The organism is Peptostreptococcus equinus, assembly GCF_027125355.1.
GTDB classification, from domain to species: Bacteria; Bacillota; Clostridia; order Peptostreptococcales; family Peptostreptococcaceae; genus Peptostreptococcus; species Peptostreptococcus equinus.
In genome coordinates, this window is the sequence record NZ_CP114052.1 from 1807429 (window position 1) to 1824914 (window position 17486).

Consider the following 17486-nt stretch of genomic DNA (forward strand, 5'->3'; position numbering starts at 1 on the left):
TTATTTTTTTATGAAATATAATGTACTTTCTTTGTCAAGCATGATAAGTTTATTATTTTCCACTAAGTGTAATACATGAGCCATAGTTTCTCCAGATGAGAAAAATTTTTGAGCAGGAGGAAACTCTTCCCATGAATTTGCTCTAATTCTCCATGTAATCTTAGATGCTATTTCTCTAATAGTATATTCTCTATTTTTTTCTAGAGATTCCAAAATTTCACTTAGTCTTTCTTGATGATGTTCTAATATTTCGTCTATTCTCTCTTTATGATTTTGAACTCTTTGCCTATGAGTAGATAAACAATAATCTACTTTTAATTCTCTTAATTTCTTTAATGTATCGAAATATTCACCCAACATATCTCCAAAATCGAATCCCCAAAAAGTTATATTTGGTGTGATAATATCTAGAATTGTATCTGCACAAAATAATATCTTATGTTCTTTTTCATACAATCCAATATGACCTGGTGTATGCCCAGGCATAAGCAACACTTCAAAATCATATTCTGCTATTTTAAAGCTTTGTCCGTGTTCTAAATATACAAACTCTATCTCATGATCTAATCTATATAAATAACCTGGATTATCTGTTAGTCTAACTTCTTCTTTTTTTATACCATACTTTGCTAGCCAATCTGCCATTCTTGACCAATATTTTCCATTTGCAGCTTCATTTATCAGCTTTCCATCAATCCTACTAGCATATACAGTTGATCCAGCATCATAAAACATAGAAGCAAGCCCACTATGGTCAGAATGTAAATGCGTGACAAATAAATCTGTATCTTCTATTTTTATATTTAATTCTTCTAATCCTTTTAACATAGCTATTTTTGTCTCAGGCATGTTAAATCCTGTATCAAGTACCAAAGACCTTTCTTTTCCCTTTATCACATATATGTTTATAGACTTTAAAGGACTATTAGGCAGCACTGCTTGAAAACTATAAATATTATCACAAATTTTTTCCATACGACCTCCATTATAAAACTATTTTCTAAAGACCCATTTTTTCTTCTTTAAATATTCTAATATCCATTTCTTTTATATTATCCGAAATAATTGGCATAAATTCCATATTTGCTAATATATCTTTTTGTATATCAATACCAGGTGCCACTTCAGTTAATATGAGTCCCTCTTTATCCAACTTAAACACGCATCTTTCAGTAACAAATATTACATTTTGATCAAGCTCAAAACTCTGTTCTGCACTAAAAGTTATTTCCTCAATAATTTTTATGAATTTCTTTTTTTGTCCTTCATTTATAATTACTAATTTACCATCTTGAACTTTAGTTTTAAGTCCTCCAGCTGTCATAGTTCCGCAGAATACTATATCCTTTGTTGATTGCGTAATATCTATAAAACCACCACATCCACCTATCCTGTCTCCAAATCTACTGACATTAATATTACCTTTTGAATCAATCTCCGCAAATCCCAAAAATGTTCTGTCTAATCCTCCGCTATTGTAAAAATCAAACTGTGAAGCCATAGCCAACTGAGCCCATGCATTCACAGCAGACCCAAAGTTTGATCTTCCCAATGGAATACCACCTATTAGACCACTTTCTACAGTCAGTACCAAATTTTCTAAACCCTCTTCAGCAGCTATTGATGCAACACCCTCAGGTATACCAATCCCTAGATTAACAACACAATTATCAACTAACTCCAAGGCTGCTCTTCTCGCAATAATTTTTCTCTCATCTAATTCCAACCTTGGAAATCCATAGGCATCTGATTTGTATTTTCCAGAAATTACAGGATCATAAAATGTACCTGGTGTCTGTCTATGAAATTCCTCAGGATTTTCAGATACCACTACTGCATCCACAAATACACCTGGAATAATCACATTTTGTCTATCTATTGATTTTGATGAAATAATATTCTTAACCTGTACTATTACTTTTCCACCACTAGCCTTGACAGCCATAGCTACATCTAGAGAATCGATAATAGATGACTCTTCTTCCATGGTGATATTACCAAATTCATCAGAACTAGTCCCCCTAATGATTCCTATATCATAATCCGGTACTTTGTATTTTAAATATTCTTTTCCATCAATATGAATCAGCTCCACCAAGTCTTCCTTAGCAGCAGCATTGACTTTTCCTCCTTTATATCTAGGATCACAGTACGTATTTAAACCAATTCTAGAAATTTCAAATTTCTTGCCACCCGCAGCACTTCTATGTAAATGTGCAATTACCCCCTGTGGGAAATTATAGGCTTCTACTTCATTTTTTAAAGTCATTTCAATCATAGGTCTATTATTAGCAAAATGAGCTGTAACATATCTTTTTATAAGACCTGGCATACTCATCTCACATACACCCTGATTATTGTTATTACCTATACCTGCCCCTTGATAAAGAGTAATGTTTTTAGGCCTACCTTCATTTTTAAATCTATTTCCTAAAGCAACTATCAGCTCCCTAGCAGATGTTGCAAGCATAAAACCTGATAAAGCTACTGTATCTCCATCTTTTATTAAATCAAGTGCTTGATTTATATTTTTAACTTTTGACATATTCACCCTCCAACAAATCGTTTTCCTTTAATATATATTTTAACATAACAATATTTATAAAAGTATAAAAATATAACAAAAAAGGACCAGTATCGGTCCTAGTCCTTTTTTGTTTGTGGATGTTAAACGTTATTAAAAGTTTTTATAAATATTAATTACTCTGTAAAATTGTCTTCCGCTCATTTACAATTTTACATATTACGTATCCATTCTATTATGATGTTTGCATGTTGTTCTATTATTCCTCTAATTTTTTATAATTTTTTGTTGTTGTTTATTTTATTATTTCGTTATCTTAATTTAATCACATCTTAAATATAAATAATTTTTTGCTATTTTTTTTGAGAAATACGTAATAAAACTCATCATAGTAGAATTTTCTCGTTTTTTAGTAGTTATTTAACCAATTAATCCTCCCTAGACTAATTTGGCCACATCCCCCCTTCAATATTAATGCACTATTATAATAGCAAGTTATATGCCAAATTTCAAGCTATTTTTTCATTTTTTACAAGTTCAAAATTAAATAAAGTATTATTAATATATAAAACAATTTTTAAAGTTAGAATAATGTTTTCCTATTATTTTAAATTTTCTCGCCTTTTTTTCATAATAAGATACAAAATCATTTTTTTAGAGACTTAATTAATTTTAATTTATTTTTATTTTATCTAAACTCTTTCATTTTTTAAAGTTATTTTTCTCAATATGATAATAAAAATCTCATTTCGATAACATGCATATCAAAATGAGATTTTTAGCTTTCTAATTCAAACTTAACTCTTCTAACCACTTTTCATACCTATTTTTATTAGATATATAATCTTTTTCAAACTGCTCAGTAGATCTATCTACTTGCTGTTTAAGTTCATCACTTAATTCTCTCTCTGCAAAAGTATATACTACTTTATTCTCTTTTTCAATATGTCTAGTCAAAAGGTCTCCATAGCCTATTATATTTGTAATAATATCTAGCTTACAATCATTGTCCTTATTTTCTTCATATCTATCAAGTGCAGCCTCTAAGTTTTTCATAAACAATCTACCCAAATCATGCTCTATTAACATACCATGATTGATTAATTTTTCTGCTACTGGAGAAAGATTATCTACCATCAATTTAAATAAAATTTCTTCCTCTTTGCCATGATGATGTTTATCTCCATAATTTCTTACAAAATCTATATACTTTCTAAATAATTCTATATCTACTTCTTTGCCATCAAGTATTTCTCTACAAGATTTCCTAGATAAGTCTATAAACTTCAGAATATTATCATGCTCTTTTACTAATATATCTATTCCGTACATTATTTTCTCCTCAATTCAAATTCATTATTTTCATACACAGAATATGAAATCCCAGTATTCTCAAATAAACCTTCAATTACAGCTGATCTAATCTGATAAAAATCTTGACTACTTCTGCCCATAGCATTCCAAAAATCAGAGTGAATATCTATTCTATCTCTCCACTTTATATGATTTTCATCATTTTCGTATTTTTCCTCAACCCTGTCACACGGCATACCATTGAGCATTTTACCAAATATGGCTGCATAAGAATCTTCCAATGATATCTCCTTGTCGAGACTATTGTTTCTACCATATTGTCTTGCTAAGTCCTTTATTTCTTCTAATGTAAATATATTTTCTTTTTCTGCAATATCGACTATACAAGCTAGTCTTTTCTCTACTATAGCTATCATTGATTGAAGTGACCCATGAATATTTGCCTGATCTACTATATCTTCTAACTGTCCCTGAGGTAAACTCTCTACTTTTTCGTCTATCAAAGCCTTAAAATCTTTGTACGTTTTTTTATTTGCTTCATCTATAATATAATCACATAGACCTTCTTGAAATTTAATCTTTCCAAACATTATATGGTGAATTGGTCCTAAAAATAAACTCATTTAACTTACCTCCTGCTATATCAATTATTTATTTAATTCTTCTAGTACATCATTTACTTTTAAACCATGGACCATACAAGCATCTTCCAATGATTCCATTTGTGATGACGGGCAGCCCAAACAGTGCATTCCAAATCCTGTTAGTATTTCATAAGCCTTTTCATTTTCCTTCAATATATTTCCTACTATCATATCTTTTGTTATCATAATTTTTCCTCCTAATTTACTCTATATATTATTTGTAGTTTGAATTACTTAACCTGTAAATACATTGTACTTCATCTAATAATATTTTTCGGTTGCATTTACAACGGATTTTATATTTTAAAAATATTAATTTAATATAAATTCTCTTATTTGAAGAATTTCTTGGTTTTGACATAGCTTTTTTACTACAAATAAAAAGTAAGTTGAAATGTATTAGTTACTATTTTTCAACTTACTTTTTTATTTTTTTATATTCAATTTTATTATTTTGTTTATAATTCTATATTTTAACTTGTTTTTAATAGTTTAACGGGAATTTGTCTGTTAGTTCTACGATGATTTCTTTGGCTTTTTCTATCTCTTTGTGTGTTATTACAAGGTCTATAGCTTGAGCTATTTTCTTCATTTCTTCTTCTTTCATTCCTCTTGTTGTGATTGCCGGTGTTCCTAGTCTTATACCACTAGTTTCTATAAAGCTTGCTTTGTCAAATGGTATTGAATTTTTGTTTACAGTGATATATGCTTCATCTAGTATTGTTTCTGCTTCTCTACCGCTTACTCCTTTAGATACTAGATTTACTAGAATTAAGTGATTATCTGTTCCTCCAGATACCAAATCAAAGCCTCTACTTACTAATTCTTCTGCTAAAATCTTGGCATTTTTTACTACTTGTTCTTGGTATGATTTAAATTCTGGTTCCATAGCTTCCTTGAAACATACTGCCTTTGCAGCAATAATATGTTCAAGAGGTCCCCCCTGTAAACCTGGGAATATTGCCTTATCTATTTTCTTGGCAAACTCTTTCTTACATAAAATCAAACCTCCTCTAGGACCTCTAAGTGTTTTGTGAGTAGTAGAAGTTACGAAATCTGCATATGGTACTGGATTTTCATGTAGACCAGCTGCCACTAGACCTGCTATATGAGCCATATCTACCATGAAGTATGCATCCACTTCCTTTGCTATTTCAGAAATTCTCTTAAAATCTATTTTTCTAGCATATGCACTAGCACCTGCTACTATTAGCTTTGGCTTTTCCTCAATTGCTAATTCTCTTAGTCTATCATAGTCAATTCTTTCAGTATCTTTATCTAGACCATAAGATATAAAATTATAATTTATACCTGAAATATTAACTGGTGAACCGTGTGTTAAGTGTCCACCCTGAGATAAATCCATACCTAGTACTTTGTCCCCATAATTCAATACAGCTAGGTACACTGCTTGATTTGCCTGTGAACCTGAATGAGGCTGTACATTTGCGTGGTCAGCACCGAAAATCTTCTTTATCCTGTCTATTGCAAGATTCTCCATCTCATCCACATGCACACAACCGCCATAATATCTATGCCCAGGATATCCTTCTGCATATTTATTGGAAAAATATGAGCCCATAGTTTCCATAACTGCAGGAGAAATAATATTTTCTGAAGCAATTAGCTCAATATTTCTTTGCTGTCTGTCGTACTCTTTCATTAGAGCGTTGTAAGTTTCACTATCTGTTTTCTTTAAATGTTCAAACTGCATAAGAACCTCCTTTAAAATTCATTTTATATTAATTACAGATTTTTAATAATATACCCAGAAAATAAAAAAATACGTATATTTTTTTATTTTTTTTATATAATTTTCGTAATCTATTAATTCATAAAAATACTCCTACTTAACTAAATTTAAATAGGAGTATTTTTATAATTTTTTTATTATTCTGCTAACAAATCATTCAAAGATTCACTCATTGTAGGATGTGTGTATATAGAATTAGCTAATACCCTATAATCAGTTTTCAAATCCATAGCTAGTTTTACAAGATTTATAAGCTCTTCAGATTGAGTACTAAATAAATGCGCACCCAAGATATTATTCGTATCTTTGTCCACAATTATCTTTTGCATACCTATTGCTTGGTCAAGAATGTGAGCCTTTGGTATTTCCTTTGCATTCAATTTGAATACTTTTATATTATAGCCCTTACTCTTTGCTTGTTCTTCACTCATTCCTACTCTTGATAATGGAGGATCTATAAATACTGTATAAGGTATATTCCCTCTATTTTCACTTGTCCTATCTCCACCTTCTAATGTAGATTTGATAATTCTAAAATCATCTAAAGATATATAAGTAAATTGCATTCCACCTCTTACATCACCCATAGCCCAAATATTATCAATATTGGTATTTAGATGAGTATCAACTTGTATTCCACCTCTGTCAGTTTTTTTAATTCCTGCATTTTCAATTTCTAGGCTATCAATGTTCGGTACTCTACCAGTTGCCAACAATACTGCATCGGCATTTATTTCTTCAATTTTGCCATCTACTTCATATACTATTGTAGCATCATTTGCATTTTCTTTAATGCTTTTAGTCTTAGCACTTTTTATAATTCTTATTCCCTTTTCATTGAAAGTATCTTCCACTGATTGAGCTATTTCTCTATCTTCTCTATGTATAAATTCATCTTCTACTTGGATAACAGTTACATTTGAACCGAAATTATTATAATATGATGCAAATTCAAGTCCAATATATCCACCACCAATTATTACAAATTCTTTTGGTAACTCTTTCAACTGCATCATTGTATCACTTGTGTATACAAATTTATTTTCTCCAACCCCTTCTATATTTGGAATTACAGTCTTTGCACCAGTATTTATAAATATCCTTTCAGCGAATATTTCTTCAATATTCCCATCCTTAGACTCTATTCTTAATGTATTTTTATCCTTAAATGAAGCTTTTCCATCTATTATATCTACTCCACTATCCTTTACTTTGTTGTAGTTTTTATTTCTAAGAGCAGATATAAATTCATTCTTATTATTTATGACTTCTTCATATCTTTTAGACTTTTGAGCAAAATCATCTTCTATTTTGTTTGATAAACGTGCATTATATTCCAAATACTTTGAAGGGATACATGCCACATTTATGCAAGTACCTCCATACATATTGCTACTTTTTTCTATTAAAGCTGTCTTTTCTCCCTTTTTACTTAAATATGAAGCTAAAGTCTTTCCAGCCTTACCAAAACCAATAATTACATTTTTGTACTCTCTCATACTGTCTCACTCCTTATTCCTTTTTATAGTGCGTAAATACCCTATAATTTATCAAATAAACTTTTGTGATTTTACATATATTCTTTACCTATAATTTTCATGATTATATTTTATATTTCAATTTTTATATTTTTTTCATTTTCTGCTAATGTATCTTATTTTTTTATTACTTCTTTATTATTTTCAATATAACTAATTAGTCTATCAACTATAAAAGTTCCTATATACAAAAAAAAATGAAAGTGATAGTTGGAATTTTATCTATGCTTTCTATATTAAAGCAATATGATTATATGTATTCTATACTAAATATTTTCAGTATTTCTTAAATATTTTTATCAATTTCATATCATAAGTTTTATAAGTTTATCCGCAATATTTTTCTTCTTCTTCATAACAAAAATTATCCTATAGGAATTAAGGGCAAAAATTTGAAATTAACTGGTGTAATTTCATAAAAAACCATTAAAAATATAGAATATAAAGTAATTCACTCAACTTTAACCTATATTACAGACTGTTATCCTCACTACAATTACGTAAACTCGTACTATTCAATAGTACAAAATAGAAGCCAAATTTTAAAAATACTTATAGACGTAATAAGTAATAGCACTGCTATTCTAAGTGCTAAAAAGGTTATTTTTTAGTATTTCTGTAATAAAGTATCCTATCAATAGTAATTAAAATTATAGGACTTATAGCCACACAAGTAAACCAAGTTTTGTTAACTGTTTCAATCGCCATATATATTATTAAAACCATATATACAAAAAATAAATCTCCACTTTTAAATTTGTGCTTCATTTTTTATTCCTCCATGCTAAATTTAAAAAAATTTATATTTATATATAATATTTTTCCTATACTCAAACAACATGTAGAAATTGTTTTTGCTCATTATAATTACAAACATAAGCATTAACAATATAATAATTGAATAAGTTAATTTAGATCCATTTTTACTTTTATTAATACAGATAACCAAGTATATGGAAACTAATGCTAATAAAAACATAGTTATATTTTGATATTGCGGATGAATTTTACTAAAAAAAATTGTTATTATGGATAACATAGACATATGACCACAATATTCGAAGTTTTTTTTATTTTGATTATCATTCTGTTGCTTGATAAAACGTTTCATTTTATTTTCCTCATTACTTTATTTATATATTTTACTTTTATTACTCTGTAAACTCTTAGGATACTGGCTATAAAGTTTTGGCTTAAATCATCCTTACTTGTATAAGGTATTATTACCTTTGCTGCCTTATCCTTATATGATTCTTCCTTAGATTCTTCATCCTTTAAAGACTTTGGCTTATCTTCTTGTCCCTGAGAATCTACTCCGTCAGTAAGAGAGCTGAAAAATCCTCCAATATTTTTTCCAATTGATGTTATTGTTGCAATTATTGGATTTTCCTTATCTCCTGTCTTATCCTTAAATACAGCATAGGCTGTCTTTTTATTTGACCTAGATGCTGTAAATACCCTATTATCATCTCCATCATATAGGGCAGACATAAGTAGTCCCTTTTTATCCTTTACAGCAAGTAGCCTATTTTCTGTATCATATACATATGAAGTTACTTCATCACCCTCAGCTTTAGATATCCTATTTCCATTTTTATCGTAAGTATACTTTGTTTCTTTATCTAAAGTTTTCTGGCTAATTAACCTATCACAGTCATCATAAGTAAAAGTAGTCTCTGTCTTTTTACCATTTACAGTTTCACCATAGAAGTCTTATTTCCTGCTATGTAAGGTTCCATTTGGACCAGATAAAGCCATATGTCTTACTCTTTTATATAAAAATTTTAGAGAGTCTTTATAAACGTTATTCAAAAAAGATTCGAAAGTCCCTGAAATATAAATCAGGGACTTTCATTGTTTTATGCATATCTTATATTAAAAGTAATTTTAGGATATTCTTTCAATTTTACATTTCTCACAGATTGAATATTTTTCTATAACATTTTCTATACAAGCTTTCATTTCTTCATATGAGTTTCCATAGTAATACAAGCCAGTATATTTTTCCAATCTCTGATGACCGAATAATCCACCTTTATCTTCTAATAAAGCATTAAACTTTTCAATCACTTCATTAATGTCATTGTTTTTATATACTTCATCACTTAAATCGCTTCCATTTATATAAATCGCCATTCCCTCTAAATACCCTATTGATATATCTTGTCCGCCAACAGAAAACTTTGATCCCTTTGGCACTCCAAAAGGATATATCAAGTCGATAATATTTTTTATGTTTTCAACATCAATTGAATAAATAATTAAATTAATGTCGCATCCATTTATTTCTCCATCCTCAGAAAGTTTGCTACCGCCTGGCAGTACAAAACCAAGACTGTTTTTTTGAAGTAAATTATCTATACTATCCTCCAAATCACTCCTAAACATTGGCATTATCCTAGCATTTAGATGTAGAGTAGCTGGATATTCTTCGTTTGTTTTTTCCGTTTTTAACTTTTTAAAAATACTTCCTAATCCCATAACTATCTCCTCTATTTACTATTTTTATCTATATAATCTTCTGCCCACTCCATCGCTGGTTTATAGAATTCATGATTAAACTCAACTTGATTTAGTTTATTTTTGCTTGTATCTATAGAATTTTCTATTAAAAATTGTTCTATACAAATAGCTTGGTTTTTGGTCAAATTTTTCATATTGAGTAACTCCATTTTTTTATACATAAATCAATTCCTTTCTTACAATAATATGATTTGTAAAAATAGCGCCAAAAATATTAATACTATTATTCTTTTTTATAATTATTCATGCAATTTTTTTAATAATATAATTCTTAGTTATTCCAATTTCAACTAATTTTTCTTCTAGTTTAGATAACATTTTATCGTAATCCTTACCATAATAATAAAATCTAATAATATCTTCTGTCTGATAGCAACCATACAATTTCCCACTTCTCTTCATAACCTTTGAGAGCTTTTCTTCAAGGTGCATTGTTTTATCTATAGATTTTATATCAATTTCCAAAGATAGGCCTTCAAGATTTCCAAAAGGTATTTTTCTATCTTGCACACATATAAATGACCCTTTGGGCAAATCAATTCCATCTAGTATTTTCTTTAAATTTTTAATAGACTCTTCACCCATATCACTCATTTCTATACTTATATCACAGTAGTCGATCTCGCCATTTTCAGAAATAGCTGTTCCTCCACCATCTATTGAACCTAAATCTGTTTCATCCATCTTTTCTTCTAGAATATCTTCTAAATATTCACGTCCCATAGGCATTGCTTTTAGATTTAAGTATAATTCAATGTTATTGTTAATATCATTTTCATCTAGTTTTATTAAATCATTTTCATTATATGTCACTTCATTTATATTTTGATAATTATTATTAATATACTCATCCTTTAGTTTTAAAAGTTCGGGTTCTATAATCAGAGCTTGCCTAACCTCAGTAGCAACACCTATTTCAGTAGTTATGGCATATAAACCCAATATTTCTGGTTTATGATCCAAACGCTGACCATTTTCCTTACAAAAATATTCAACCCAACCTTCTGATTTTAAACGGCTATAAGAAAATCCTATATCCAAATTCTTTTCTTCATAAGTTAATGCTTGGTTTGCTATGGTATAAAAATAACCTTTTTTCCAATACAAATCAGTTAGCAATATTGGATTCGTCATCAAATTGCTATAATCTGGTTCATAATTTTTTATATCAATATTACTTGTACTACATTCAAATATTACTATACTGGTACTATGAACTAAATTTAATATAATTTTATAATTGTTGCAATTACTCGATTCTATTTTAAATATTCCATTATAAAAAGTAGTTAATTTTGCGTAGGTAATGCAAAAATGCGCCAATATTGCGCCAAAACAATATTGTTATTGACTATATACTAGTAATAGTATTAATATATTGGTATAGTGGCTTATCCATTATTACGACTTTTTTTAATCCTATTTATAAAAAATAGAAGGTCTGGTGTAATCCAAGCCTTCTATTTTTTATTAACATATTTACTTATGCTTATTAATTTCTGACTTAGCATTGTCAGCTACTTCTTCAGCTTTTTTCCCAGCTTCATTTAACAATTCTTTCGCTTTTCCAGTAGCTTTATCTACAGCACCTTCAGCTTTTAACTTATTGTCGCCAGTAGCTTCTCCAGCAATATTTTTTGCACTTCCCTTAACCTTATCAAATACTCCTGTATCTTTCATTTAAAAACACCTCCAAAATATTATATTATTAATAGTATACCCACAAATCTGTTTTAAATTCTTAAGTTTTTATTAAAAAAACTTGCTATATCTTAAGATTTTATTAAATTTGTAGCTTTAGTCGATTCTCTATTACTTCTAAGTTCCTTGCTCTTAGATTTTTCCATAGCCATTATAAAGTCTATGGCATTTCTTTTTTTCTTTATATTAATACTATCATTCATCCAATCATTCTTGGAACCAGTTTGAATATATGCTTTTAAAACTTTTCCATAAAAATATATTCCTCTTTCTGGAAATAATAAAAAAATATCGCCATCTTTAGGTTTCCTTTTTGTTTTTTTAATAACATTAAGTTGATAGTCCCTATAAGGTAGATTATCTAAATTTTCTAATTTATCTATGGTTTCTTTATTTAAATATTTGTATTTTTCTATCCATGCCTGAGCTACACTATTTTTAAAATCCATATTACTCACCCCCTATATTAAATAAATATAATCTCGTATATATATTATTTTCTATAATTTTCTCAATTTACGCCTAAAAATTTTCTTGCCCATTCTTGAGATTGATTATATTTTTTATTTTTCACGCTAATACTATTAATCTTATTTTGTTTATTTGGACCATTTTCAATATAATATTGCTCTATAGATCTTGCTTGATTTTTTGTTAAATCAGTATGTACAGGTTTCAAATCCTCAAATTTTTTTCCATTTGTTCTATGCTGATATAGTCTCTTTTCTGTTTGTAATATAATATTGTCATAGTAAATTTTATTTATCTACCATTTTTTCTTATATTTCAGATGCTAAATTCTTTATATTCATAAATGGTTTTTCTGAATCTTCAACGTCAATTATTTTACCTTCAACTATGTCTGCATTCATTGTTGGAATTAGTATTTCTGATAATTCATTTTGTATATTTTATTTCTTTGTCTCCAGTTTTTTGACTAATTAACCTATCACAATCATTATATGTATATGTAGTTTCTGTTTTTTTACCATTTGTAGTCTCAAGCATTGATGTCTTATTACCAGCATTATCATATGCATATAGGTAACTTGAAAGTTCTACATCTTTTTCATCTTTTATTTGAGCTACTTCTAATTGACCTAGACTATCATATTTATAATCTTGTTTTAAGGTTTTACCATCTTGCTTTACTATTTCTCTACAAATACAAACTATTTGTATTTATAATTTTCTCAATATTATATCATATCATTATATAATTTCTTTGTTTTGTAAACAAATAGTAATATTTTTCATATTAAATTCATAGTACACTCATTCGTAGTAAACTCAATGCTATTATGAGTTTTTCATATTAAATTTAAGAACTTTAAAAATATGAGGAATAAGCTTTCATTAAGAAACACATATAAAAAAACAGCGGATCCAACACAAGACATGTGTCGGATTCCGCCGCATAATTTTTTAATTAATCATCAATATATATTTCACTAAAATAAATTAAAGTTTATATATACGTTGGAAATATCCCATTGATCATTCTCTCCATGATTAATTGAGTATTGAATTTTTTTGTCACTATCATCTCTGATAAATAGTTCAGTAACATCGACTTTAAAACCATCATAAGTTTCATAAATAACAGAATCCAATTTAGCTTGTTTAAATTTATTTTTTTCTTCATCTGTATATTTTGTCATATCAATATCATAAACATTTTTATTTTCTTTATAATCTATTTTACTTTCTTTTATAGTATCATTATCATACTTAAAAGTTAAAGTAATACTTTTTGGTATATTTTTAGATGTATTTTCTTGGTCTTTATTTTCATCTTGTATAGAAATATTTTTCAGCGAATTGATTACAGAAGAAGATACAGATTTTTCTCCTCCTACTACATACACTTTTGACACATTTGTATCTCTTAAATATTTTTCTACATCACTATTTAATGATTTAGACTCTGTTAATAGTATAGGCATGCGTGATTCTTCTTGTAAAGATATAGCAGAAAGTGCATCAGCATAATCATTACCTGTTGCTAATATAACAGACTTAGAGTCTTTAAAATATTTTTCAGCTAATGAAATAGATGTAGAATATCTATCTTTACCACCTATTTGTGTAGCATTCAAATCCTTTATAGACATTACAGATTCCCCACCTACTACTATATTATTTAATTTTGTATCAAGTACATCTAGATGAGATGGTAGTAAAGTTTTACCGTTAGTTAAAATAATTGTATTAGAAATCTTTGCTGCCAATGCACTAGCAGATAATGCATCAGGAAATTTATTACCATTGACTAGTATAGCTTTTAATTTTTTATTTTCGTTTACTCTCTTGGACACCTGTATAGACGTTTCATATTTATTGTCGCCAGCTATTCTATCCACAGCATAATTTTCTTTTAATTTATTTGCTACTTTATTTGATATTGCTTCTTCACCACCAACAATAATTACTTCTTTTGCCTCAAGCCTTTTCAATTCATTCGCCACAGAATATGGAATATCATTTTTTTTCAATAAAATAAGTGGTGCACTATATTTTACTGAAAGAGGGCTAGCTGCTAGTGCATCAGGGTATTTTTCCCCTGAAACCAATATTACTTTATTAGATTTTGAATATGATTTTTTACTTATTTCCACTGAAGTCTCATATCTATCATTTCCGTATATTCTCTCTATACTTATTTTTTTTGATCTGCCCCATCAGATGCAAAAATTGTATCAATTTGCTTTCCCAAACAACCAAATGCTAGGATCGTTGCCATAATTACGCTCGTTTTTGTTTTCATTTTTTCTCCTTTAAATATGCTTTAATTATAGAATTAAAATTTGATTCTTATCTATTATATTTTAAATATTAATATAAATCAATATTTTTTCATATTTTTTTCACTTATAATTCAAATAGAAATATAGAGAACTATCCTAATACAAGTATATTTAAAGTTAATTTTTCCTCATTATTATAAAGTTATTGACAAAAGAATTAAGGCTACTAAATTATTGATAGCATGTATAATCATCACTAATTCTAATCGTCCAGTTTTATAAAAGATAATTGCATTCACAAGTCCTGAAGTGAAATATAGCATAGCATCTGAAACTCTAGTGGTGTAATGCATACCTTGGAATAGAAAAGCTGACATAAATATTCCAACATAAGGATATTTTGTAAATATATATCTTTGTACAACGCCTCTCATAATAAGCTCTTCACTAAAAGCTCTCAATATCTTCTTTTTATCTGTATTTTTGTATGAACCAAAAAATCTAAGTCCTACTATATACATTATTAAAAATAATATCAATAACCATGAAATTATAACTAAAGTAAATTCCCATGTATTTGTTCCCAAAAACTTGTAAAATTCGTTGCTACCATAGGTATACTCTGGATGTAAATAACTAGTTATTTCAGTCGCTATATTATCTGTTAAAATGTTCCCTAATTATTAATCTCTTATTTGCAAAAACTCGCTTATATTTAATATAAGCGAGTTTAATAATTGTTGTAATTTTATTGAAATACTATCTCTTAGAGAACTTTAAAACAAGTTATATCAATATATTCAGTTTAAAATGTGTATTATGTGAGTATTATATTAACTAATCAATGCATGCTTATGAGGATTTTTAATTTAGCGTTAATTCAATTTAATTATAAATTATAATTTTTGTACATACTTTTTTGAATAATATAATTTTATATATTTTAAAAAAAATTAACTTATTCATTCCTATTTTCCTTATAAGATTTTTGTATATTTAATTTTGCTATTTTAAAATACTCATTATCCGATTCCATTCCAATAAATCTTCTATTTAATTCTGCACATGCAACACCAGTAGATCCACTTCCCATACAATTATCTAATACTATCATTTCTTCTCTAGTATAGGTATTAATTAAATACTTTAGTAAATCAACAGGCTTCTGGGTTGGATGCTGACACTTTGAATCTTTATTGAAATATAATACATTATTAGGATAGTTTGTATACTTCTGTATATATTCTTTGTTACACAGAGTATTTTTCTCATCATATATAGATTCTCTTTTTCCAGGCTTTCTAACCCTGATTCTTGAGTTTTCGATTTTCTTGATTCCTTGTGGGATGTACAAAGGTTTACTCTTATAAAATATATTTATATCTTCAACTTTCCTCATAGGCTGATATTTAGCAAAATTAAAACCTGTAACATTATTTTTTATCCAATACCAAGAATATTTATAATTTTTAATATTAGAATTTATTAATTTAGTTGTAAATGGTTGTGCTGAAAATAATACTATCATTCCTCTATCCTTTATTATTCTATTATATTGAATCCACAACTTCTCTAAATCAATAATAGTGTCCCATCTACATGCTGTAGTTCCGTACGGCAAGTCACATATAATAAGATCTATAGATTTATCATCTATGTTATTCATTAAATCTAAGCAATCTCCTTCGAACAATTCATATCTTTTTATCTTTTCCATTATAAGCCCCCTTCTTAGAACATATGTTCTTTTTATTATATTATATCATAAATCTAAAAAATAGCTTAGTTAAAAAAGCTAAAAAACATTGATATTATAATATTTAAATACCATATTATAAATTTTTCTCTTCTATTTATATAGTGTGAAGACTATTACGTACTTTTTTCATAAAAAAATAAGGGTAGCTAAATGCTACCCCCTTCTAATTATAATAAATATCCATTGCTATTGAACTTATATTTTTTCCCTTGAATCTCCTGTTCTCCAGTAACCATGTACCCATTAGAGTTAAAGTAGAACCAATGGCTGTTGTATTTTAGCCATCCTGTTTTCATTTCTCCAGTACCTGGTTGCATATAAAACCATGCTTTACCCGACTTTAACCAACCTATCTTCTTTTTATTGTCTATGTAGTAGTACCACTTACCATTTTCTTGTACCCATCCTTTTTTAGTTGATACTGATGTTTTTTGAGAATTAACTTCTACAGCAACACTATCTTTAGATAAATCTAATATTAATCGCCTAGGCTGTTTTATATCAGATAAAAACTTGTTCCACCTTCCGTTATTAGTCCCAGTGAACCCTTGTGGGCAATTTTTTCTTGTTGCATCCCAATGTCTAACCACTTTGGCATTAGGATATTGCATTAGAAGTTCTTTCACCAATTCTATTGTGTTAAACAACATCTTATCAGAATAACCATGATTTACACACATTTCTATTGAGATTGAGTTATAATTTGTTATCCCTCCAAGACCTACTCCATAGCCTTGGTTTCCACCTACCGCATAAGCTATAGTAGAATCTCCAACTATTTGAACTATGTCGTTATCATCAACGAAATAGTGTGCTGACGCTCCTACATTATTATTTTGAAAATATTTGTAATGGTTCATTGCTGTAGCTGTATCAGAGGTGTTTGAAGTCCAATGAAGTGCAATAAACTTTATATTAGATTTATCTCTTCTTCCACCAAAATTATTTTTGTTAGTTATTGGTTTATAATAAAAATTAGTCAT

At 28.2% G+C, this 17486-nt stretch carries 19 protein-coding genes and 1 pseudogene; all 20 read right to left on the reverse strand.

The features are described from left to right. The 20 genes and pseudogenes from O0R46_RS09040 to O0R46_RS09130 all read right to left on the reverse strand — a co-directional run bounded on the left by O0R46_RS09040 (nucleotide 1) and on the right by O0R46_RS09130 (nucleotide 17486). Nucleotides 1-975, reverse strand: coding sequence for an MBL fold metallo-hydrolase (locus O0R46_RS09040; RefSeq protein WP_269311413.1), 975 nt, complete (start codon nucleotides 973-975; stop codon nucleotides 1-3). A gap of 25 nt (nucleotides 976-1000) precedes the next feature. Beyond that, nucleotides 1001-2545, reverse strand: coding sequence for an acyl CoA:acetate/3-ketoacid CoA transferase (locus O0R46_RS09045; protein WP_269311414.1), 1545 nt, complete (start codon nucleotides 2543-2545; stop codon nucleotides 1001-1003). 765 nt (nucleotides 2546-3310) lie between these two features. Continuing rightward, the gene (locus O0R46_RS09050; protein WP_269311415.1) at nucleotides 3311-3856 is read right to left on the reverse strand and encodes a hemerythrin domain-containing protein; all 546 of its coding nucleotides are present in this window, start codon (nucleotides 3854-3856) and stop codon (nucleotides 3311-3313) included. Continuing rightward, nucleotides 3856-4461, reverse strand: coding sequence for a hypothetical protein (locus O0R46_RS09055; protein WP_269311416.1), 606 nt, complete (start codon nucleotides 4459-4461; stop codon nucleotides 3856-3858). Before O0R46_RS09055 ends, O0R46_RS09050 begins: the two co-directional genes overlap by 1 nt. 24 nt (nucleotides 4462-4485) lie before the next feature. Then, nucleotides 4486-4668, reverse strand: a complete 183-nt coding sequence (locus O0R46_RS09060; RefSeq protein WP_269311417.1) for a DUF1858 domain-containing protein — start codon at nucleotides 4666-4668, stop codon at nucleotides 4486-4488. Between the two features lie 298 nt (nucleotides 4669-4966). Beyond that, nucleotides 4967-6196, reverse strand: a complete 1230-nt coding sequence (locus O0R46_RS09065) for a serine hydroxymethyltransferase (protein ID WP_269311418.1) — start codon at nucleotides 6194-6196, stop codon at nucleotides 4967-4969. 176 nt (nucleotides 6197-6372) lie between these two features. Then, entirely contained in the window at nucleotides 6373-7734 is a 1362-nt protein-coding gene (locus tag O0R46_RS09070) for an FAD-dependent oxidoreductase (RefSeq protein ID WP_269311419.1), read from the reverse strand. Nucleotides 7735-8373: 639 nt separating this feature from the next. Then, complete coding sequence (locus O0R46_RS09075; RefSeq protein ID WP_269311420.1) at nucleotides 8374-8541, reverse strand: hypothetical protein; 168 nt, start codon at nucleotides 8539-8541, stop codon at nucleotides 8374-8376. Between the two features lie 339 nt (nucleotides 8542-8880). After that, nucleotides 8881-9264, reverse strand: a complete 384-nt coding sequence (locus O0R46_RS09080; protein ID WP_269311421.1) for a hypothetical protein — start codon at nucleotides 9262-9264, stop codon at nucleotides 8881-8883. Nucleotides 9265-9315: 51 nt separating this feature from the next. Then, a pseudogene (locus tag O0R46_RS10260) lies at nucleotides 9316-9414 on the reverse strand (hypothetical protein); the annotation flags it as partial. 246 nt (nucleotides 9415-9660) lie between these two features. Continuing rightward, a complete protein-coding gene (locus O0R46_RS09085) occupies nucleotides 9661-10254 on the reverse strand; it encodes a hypothetical protein (protein ID WP_269311422.1) in 594 nt (197 codons plus the stop codon). An 11-nt stretch (nucleotides 10255-10265) separates the two neighbouring features. Then, nucleotides 10266-10430: a hypothetical protein gene (locus O0R46_RS09090; protein ID WP_269311423.1), complete on the reverse strand. Its 165-nt coding sequence runs from the start codon at nucleotides 10428-10430 to the stop codon at nucleotides 10266-10268. 109 nt (nucleotides 10431-10539) lie between these two features. Further along, entirely contained in the window at nucleotides 10540-11619 is a 1080-nt protein-coding gene (locus O0R46_RS09095) for an Imm26 family immunity protein (RefSeq protein WP_269311424.1), read from the reverse strand. A 156-nt stretch (nucleotides 11620-11775) separates the two neighbouring features. Next, nucleotides 11776-11976: a CsbD family protein gene (locus O0R46_RS09100; RefSeq protein WP_269311425.1), complete on the reverse strand. Its 201-nt coding sequence runs from the start codon at nucleotides 11974-11976 to the stop codon at nucleotides 11776-11778. 92 nt (nucleotides 11977-12068) lie between these two features. Continuing rightward, nucleotides 12069-12446 (reverse strand): hypothetical protein, encoded by a 378-nt coding sequence (locus tag O0R46_RS09105; RefSeq protein ID WP_269311426.1) that lies wholly within the window; start codon nucleotides 12444-12446, stop codon nucleotides 12069-12071. Nucleotides 12447-12508: 62 nt separating this feature from the next. Continuing rightward, nucleotides 12509-12676 carry a hypothetical protein gene (locus tag O0R46_RS09110; protein ID WP_269311427.1) on the reverse strand — a complete coding sequence of 56 codons (168 nt, stop codon included), beginning with the start codon at nucleotides 12674-12676 and terminating at the stop codon, nucleotides 12509-12511. Between the two features lie 772 nt (nucleotides 12677-13448). Then, nucleotides 13449-14615 (reverse strand): cell wall-binding repeat-containing protein, encoded by a 1167-nt coding sequence (locus tag O0R46_RS09115; RefSeq protein WP_269311428.1) that lies wholly within the window; start codon nucleotides 14613-14615, stop codon nucleotides 13449-13451. Nucleotides 14616-14938: 323 nt separating this feature from the next. Next, entirely contained in the window at nucleotides 14939-15331 is a 393-nt protein-coding gene (locus O0R46_RS09120; RefSeq protein WP_269311429.1) for a CPBP family intramembrane glutamic endopeptidase, read from the reverse strand. A gap of 371 nt (nucleotides 15332-15702) precedes the next feature. After that, complete coding sequence (locus O0R46_RS09125) at nucleotides 15703-16461, reverse strand: DNA-methyltransferase (protein WP_269311430.1); 759 nt, start codon at nucleotides 16459-16461, stop codon at nucleotides 15703-15705. A 209-nt stretch (nucleotides 16462-16670) separates the two neighbouring features. Beyond that, a complete protein-coding gene (locus O0R46_RS09130; RefSeq protein ID WP_269311431.1) occupies nucleotides 16671-17486 on the reverse strand; it encodes a peptidoglycan recognition protein family protein in 816 nt (271 codons plus the stop codon).

Bases quoted from the DNA above. Each gene is read 5' to 3' on its own strand.
- O0R46_RS09085 (WP_269311422.1), bottom strand. From the start codon at position 10,254: ATGGGATTAGGAAGTATTTTTAAAAAGTTAAAAACGGAAAAAACAAAC.
- O0R46_RS09060 (WP_269311417.1), bottom strand. From the start codon at position 4,668: ATGATAACAAAAGATATGATAGTAGGAAATATATTGAAGGAAAATGAA.
- O0R46_RS09080 (WP_269311421.1), bottom strand. From the start codon at position 9,264: ATGTCTGCCCTATATGATGGAGATGATAATAGGGTATTTACAGCATCT.
- O0R46_RS09090 (WP_269311423.1), bottom strand. From the start codon at position 10,430: ATGAAAAATTTGACCAAAAACCAAGCTATTTGTATAGAACAATTTTTA.
- O0R46_RS09075 (WP_269311420.1), bottom strand. From the start codon at position 8,541: ATGAAGCACAAATTTAAAAGTGGAGATTTATTTTTTGTATATATGGTT.
- O0R46_RS09045 (WP_269311414.1), bottom strand. From the start codon at position 2,545: ATGTCAAAAGTTAAAAATATAAATCAAGCACTTGATTTAATAAAAGAT.
- O0R46_RS09105 (WP_269311426.1), bottom strand. From the start codon at position 12,446: ATGGATTTTAAAAATAGTGTAGCTCAGGCATGGATAGAAAAATACAAA.
- O0R46_RS09055 (WP_269311416.1), bottom strand. From the start codon at position 4,461: ATGAGTTTATTTTTAGGACCAATTCACCATATAATGTTTGGAAAGATT.
- O0R46_RS09125 (WP_269311430.1), bottom strand. From the start codon at position 16,461: ATGGAAAAGATAAAAAGATATGAATTGTTCGAAGGAGATTGCTTAGAT.
- O0R46_RS09040 (WP_269311413.1), bottom strand. From the start codon at position 975: ATGGAAAAAATTTGTGATAATATTTATAGTTTTCAAGCAGTGCTGCCT.
- O0R46_RS09050 (WP_269311415.1), bottom strand. From the start codon at position 3,856: ATGTACGGAATAGATATATTAGTAAAAGAGCATGATAATATTCTGAAG.
- O0R46_RS09100 (WP_269311425.1), bottom strand. From the start codon at position 11,976: ATGAAAGATACAGGAGTATTTGATAAGGTTAAGGGAAGTGCAAAAAAT.
- O0R46_RS09130 (WP_269311431.1), bottom strand. From the start codon at position 17,486: ATGACTAATTTTTATTATAAACCAATAACTAACAAAAATAATTTTGGT.
- O0R46_RS09070 (WP_269311419.1), bottom strand. From the start codon at position 7,734: ATGAGAGAGTACAAAAATGTAATTATTGGTTTTGGTAAGGCTGGAAAG.
- O0R46_RS09065 (WP_269311418.1), bottom strand. From the start codon at position 6,196: ATGCAGTTTGAACATTTAAAGAAAACAGATAGTGAAACTTACAACGCT.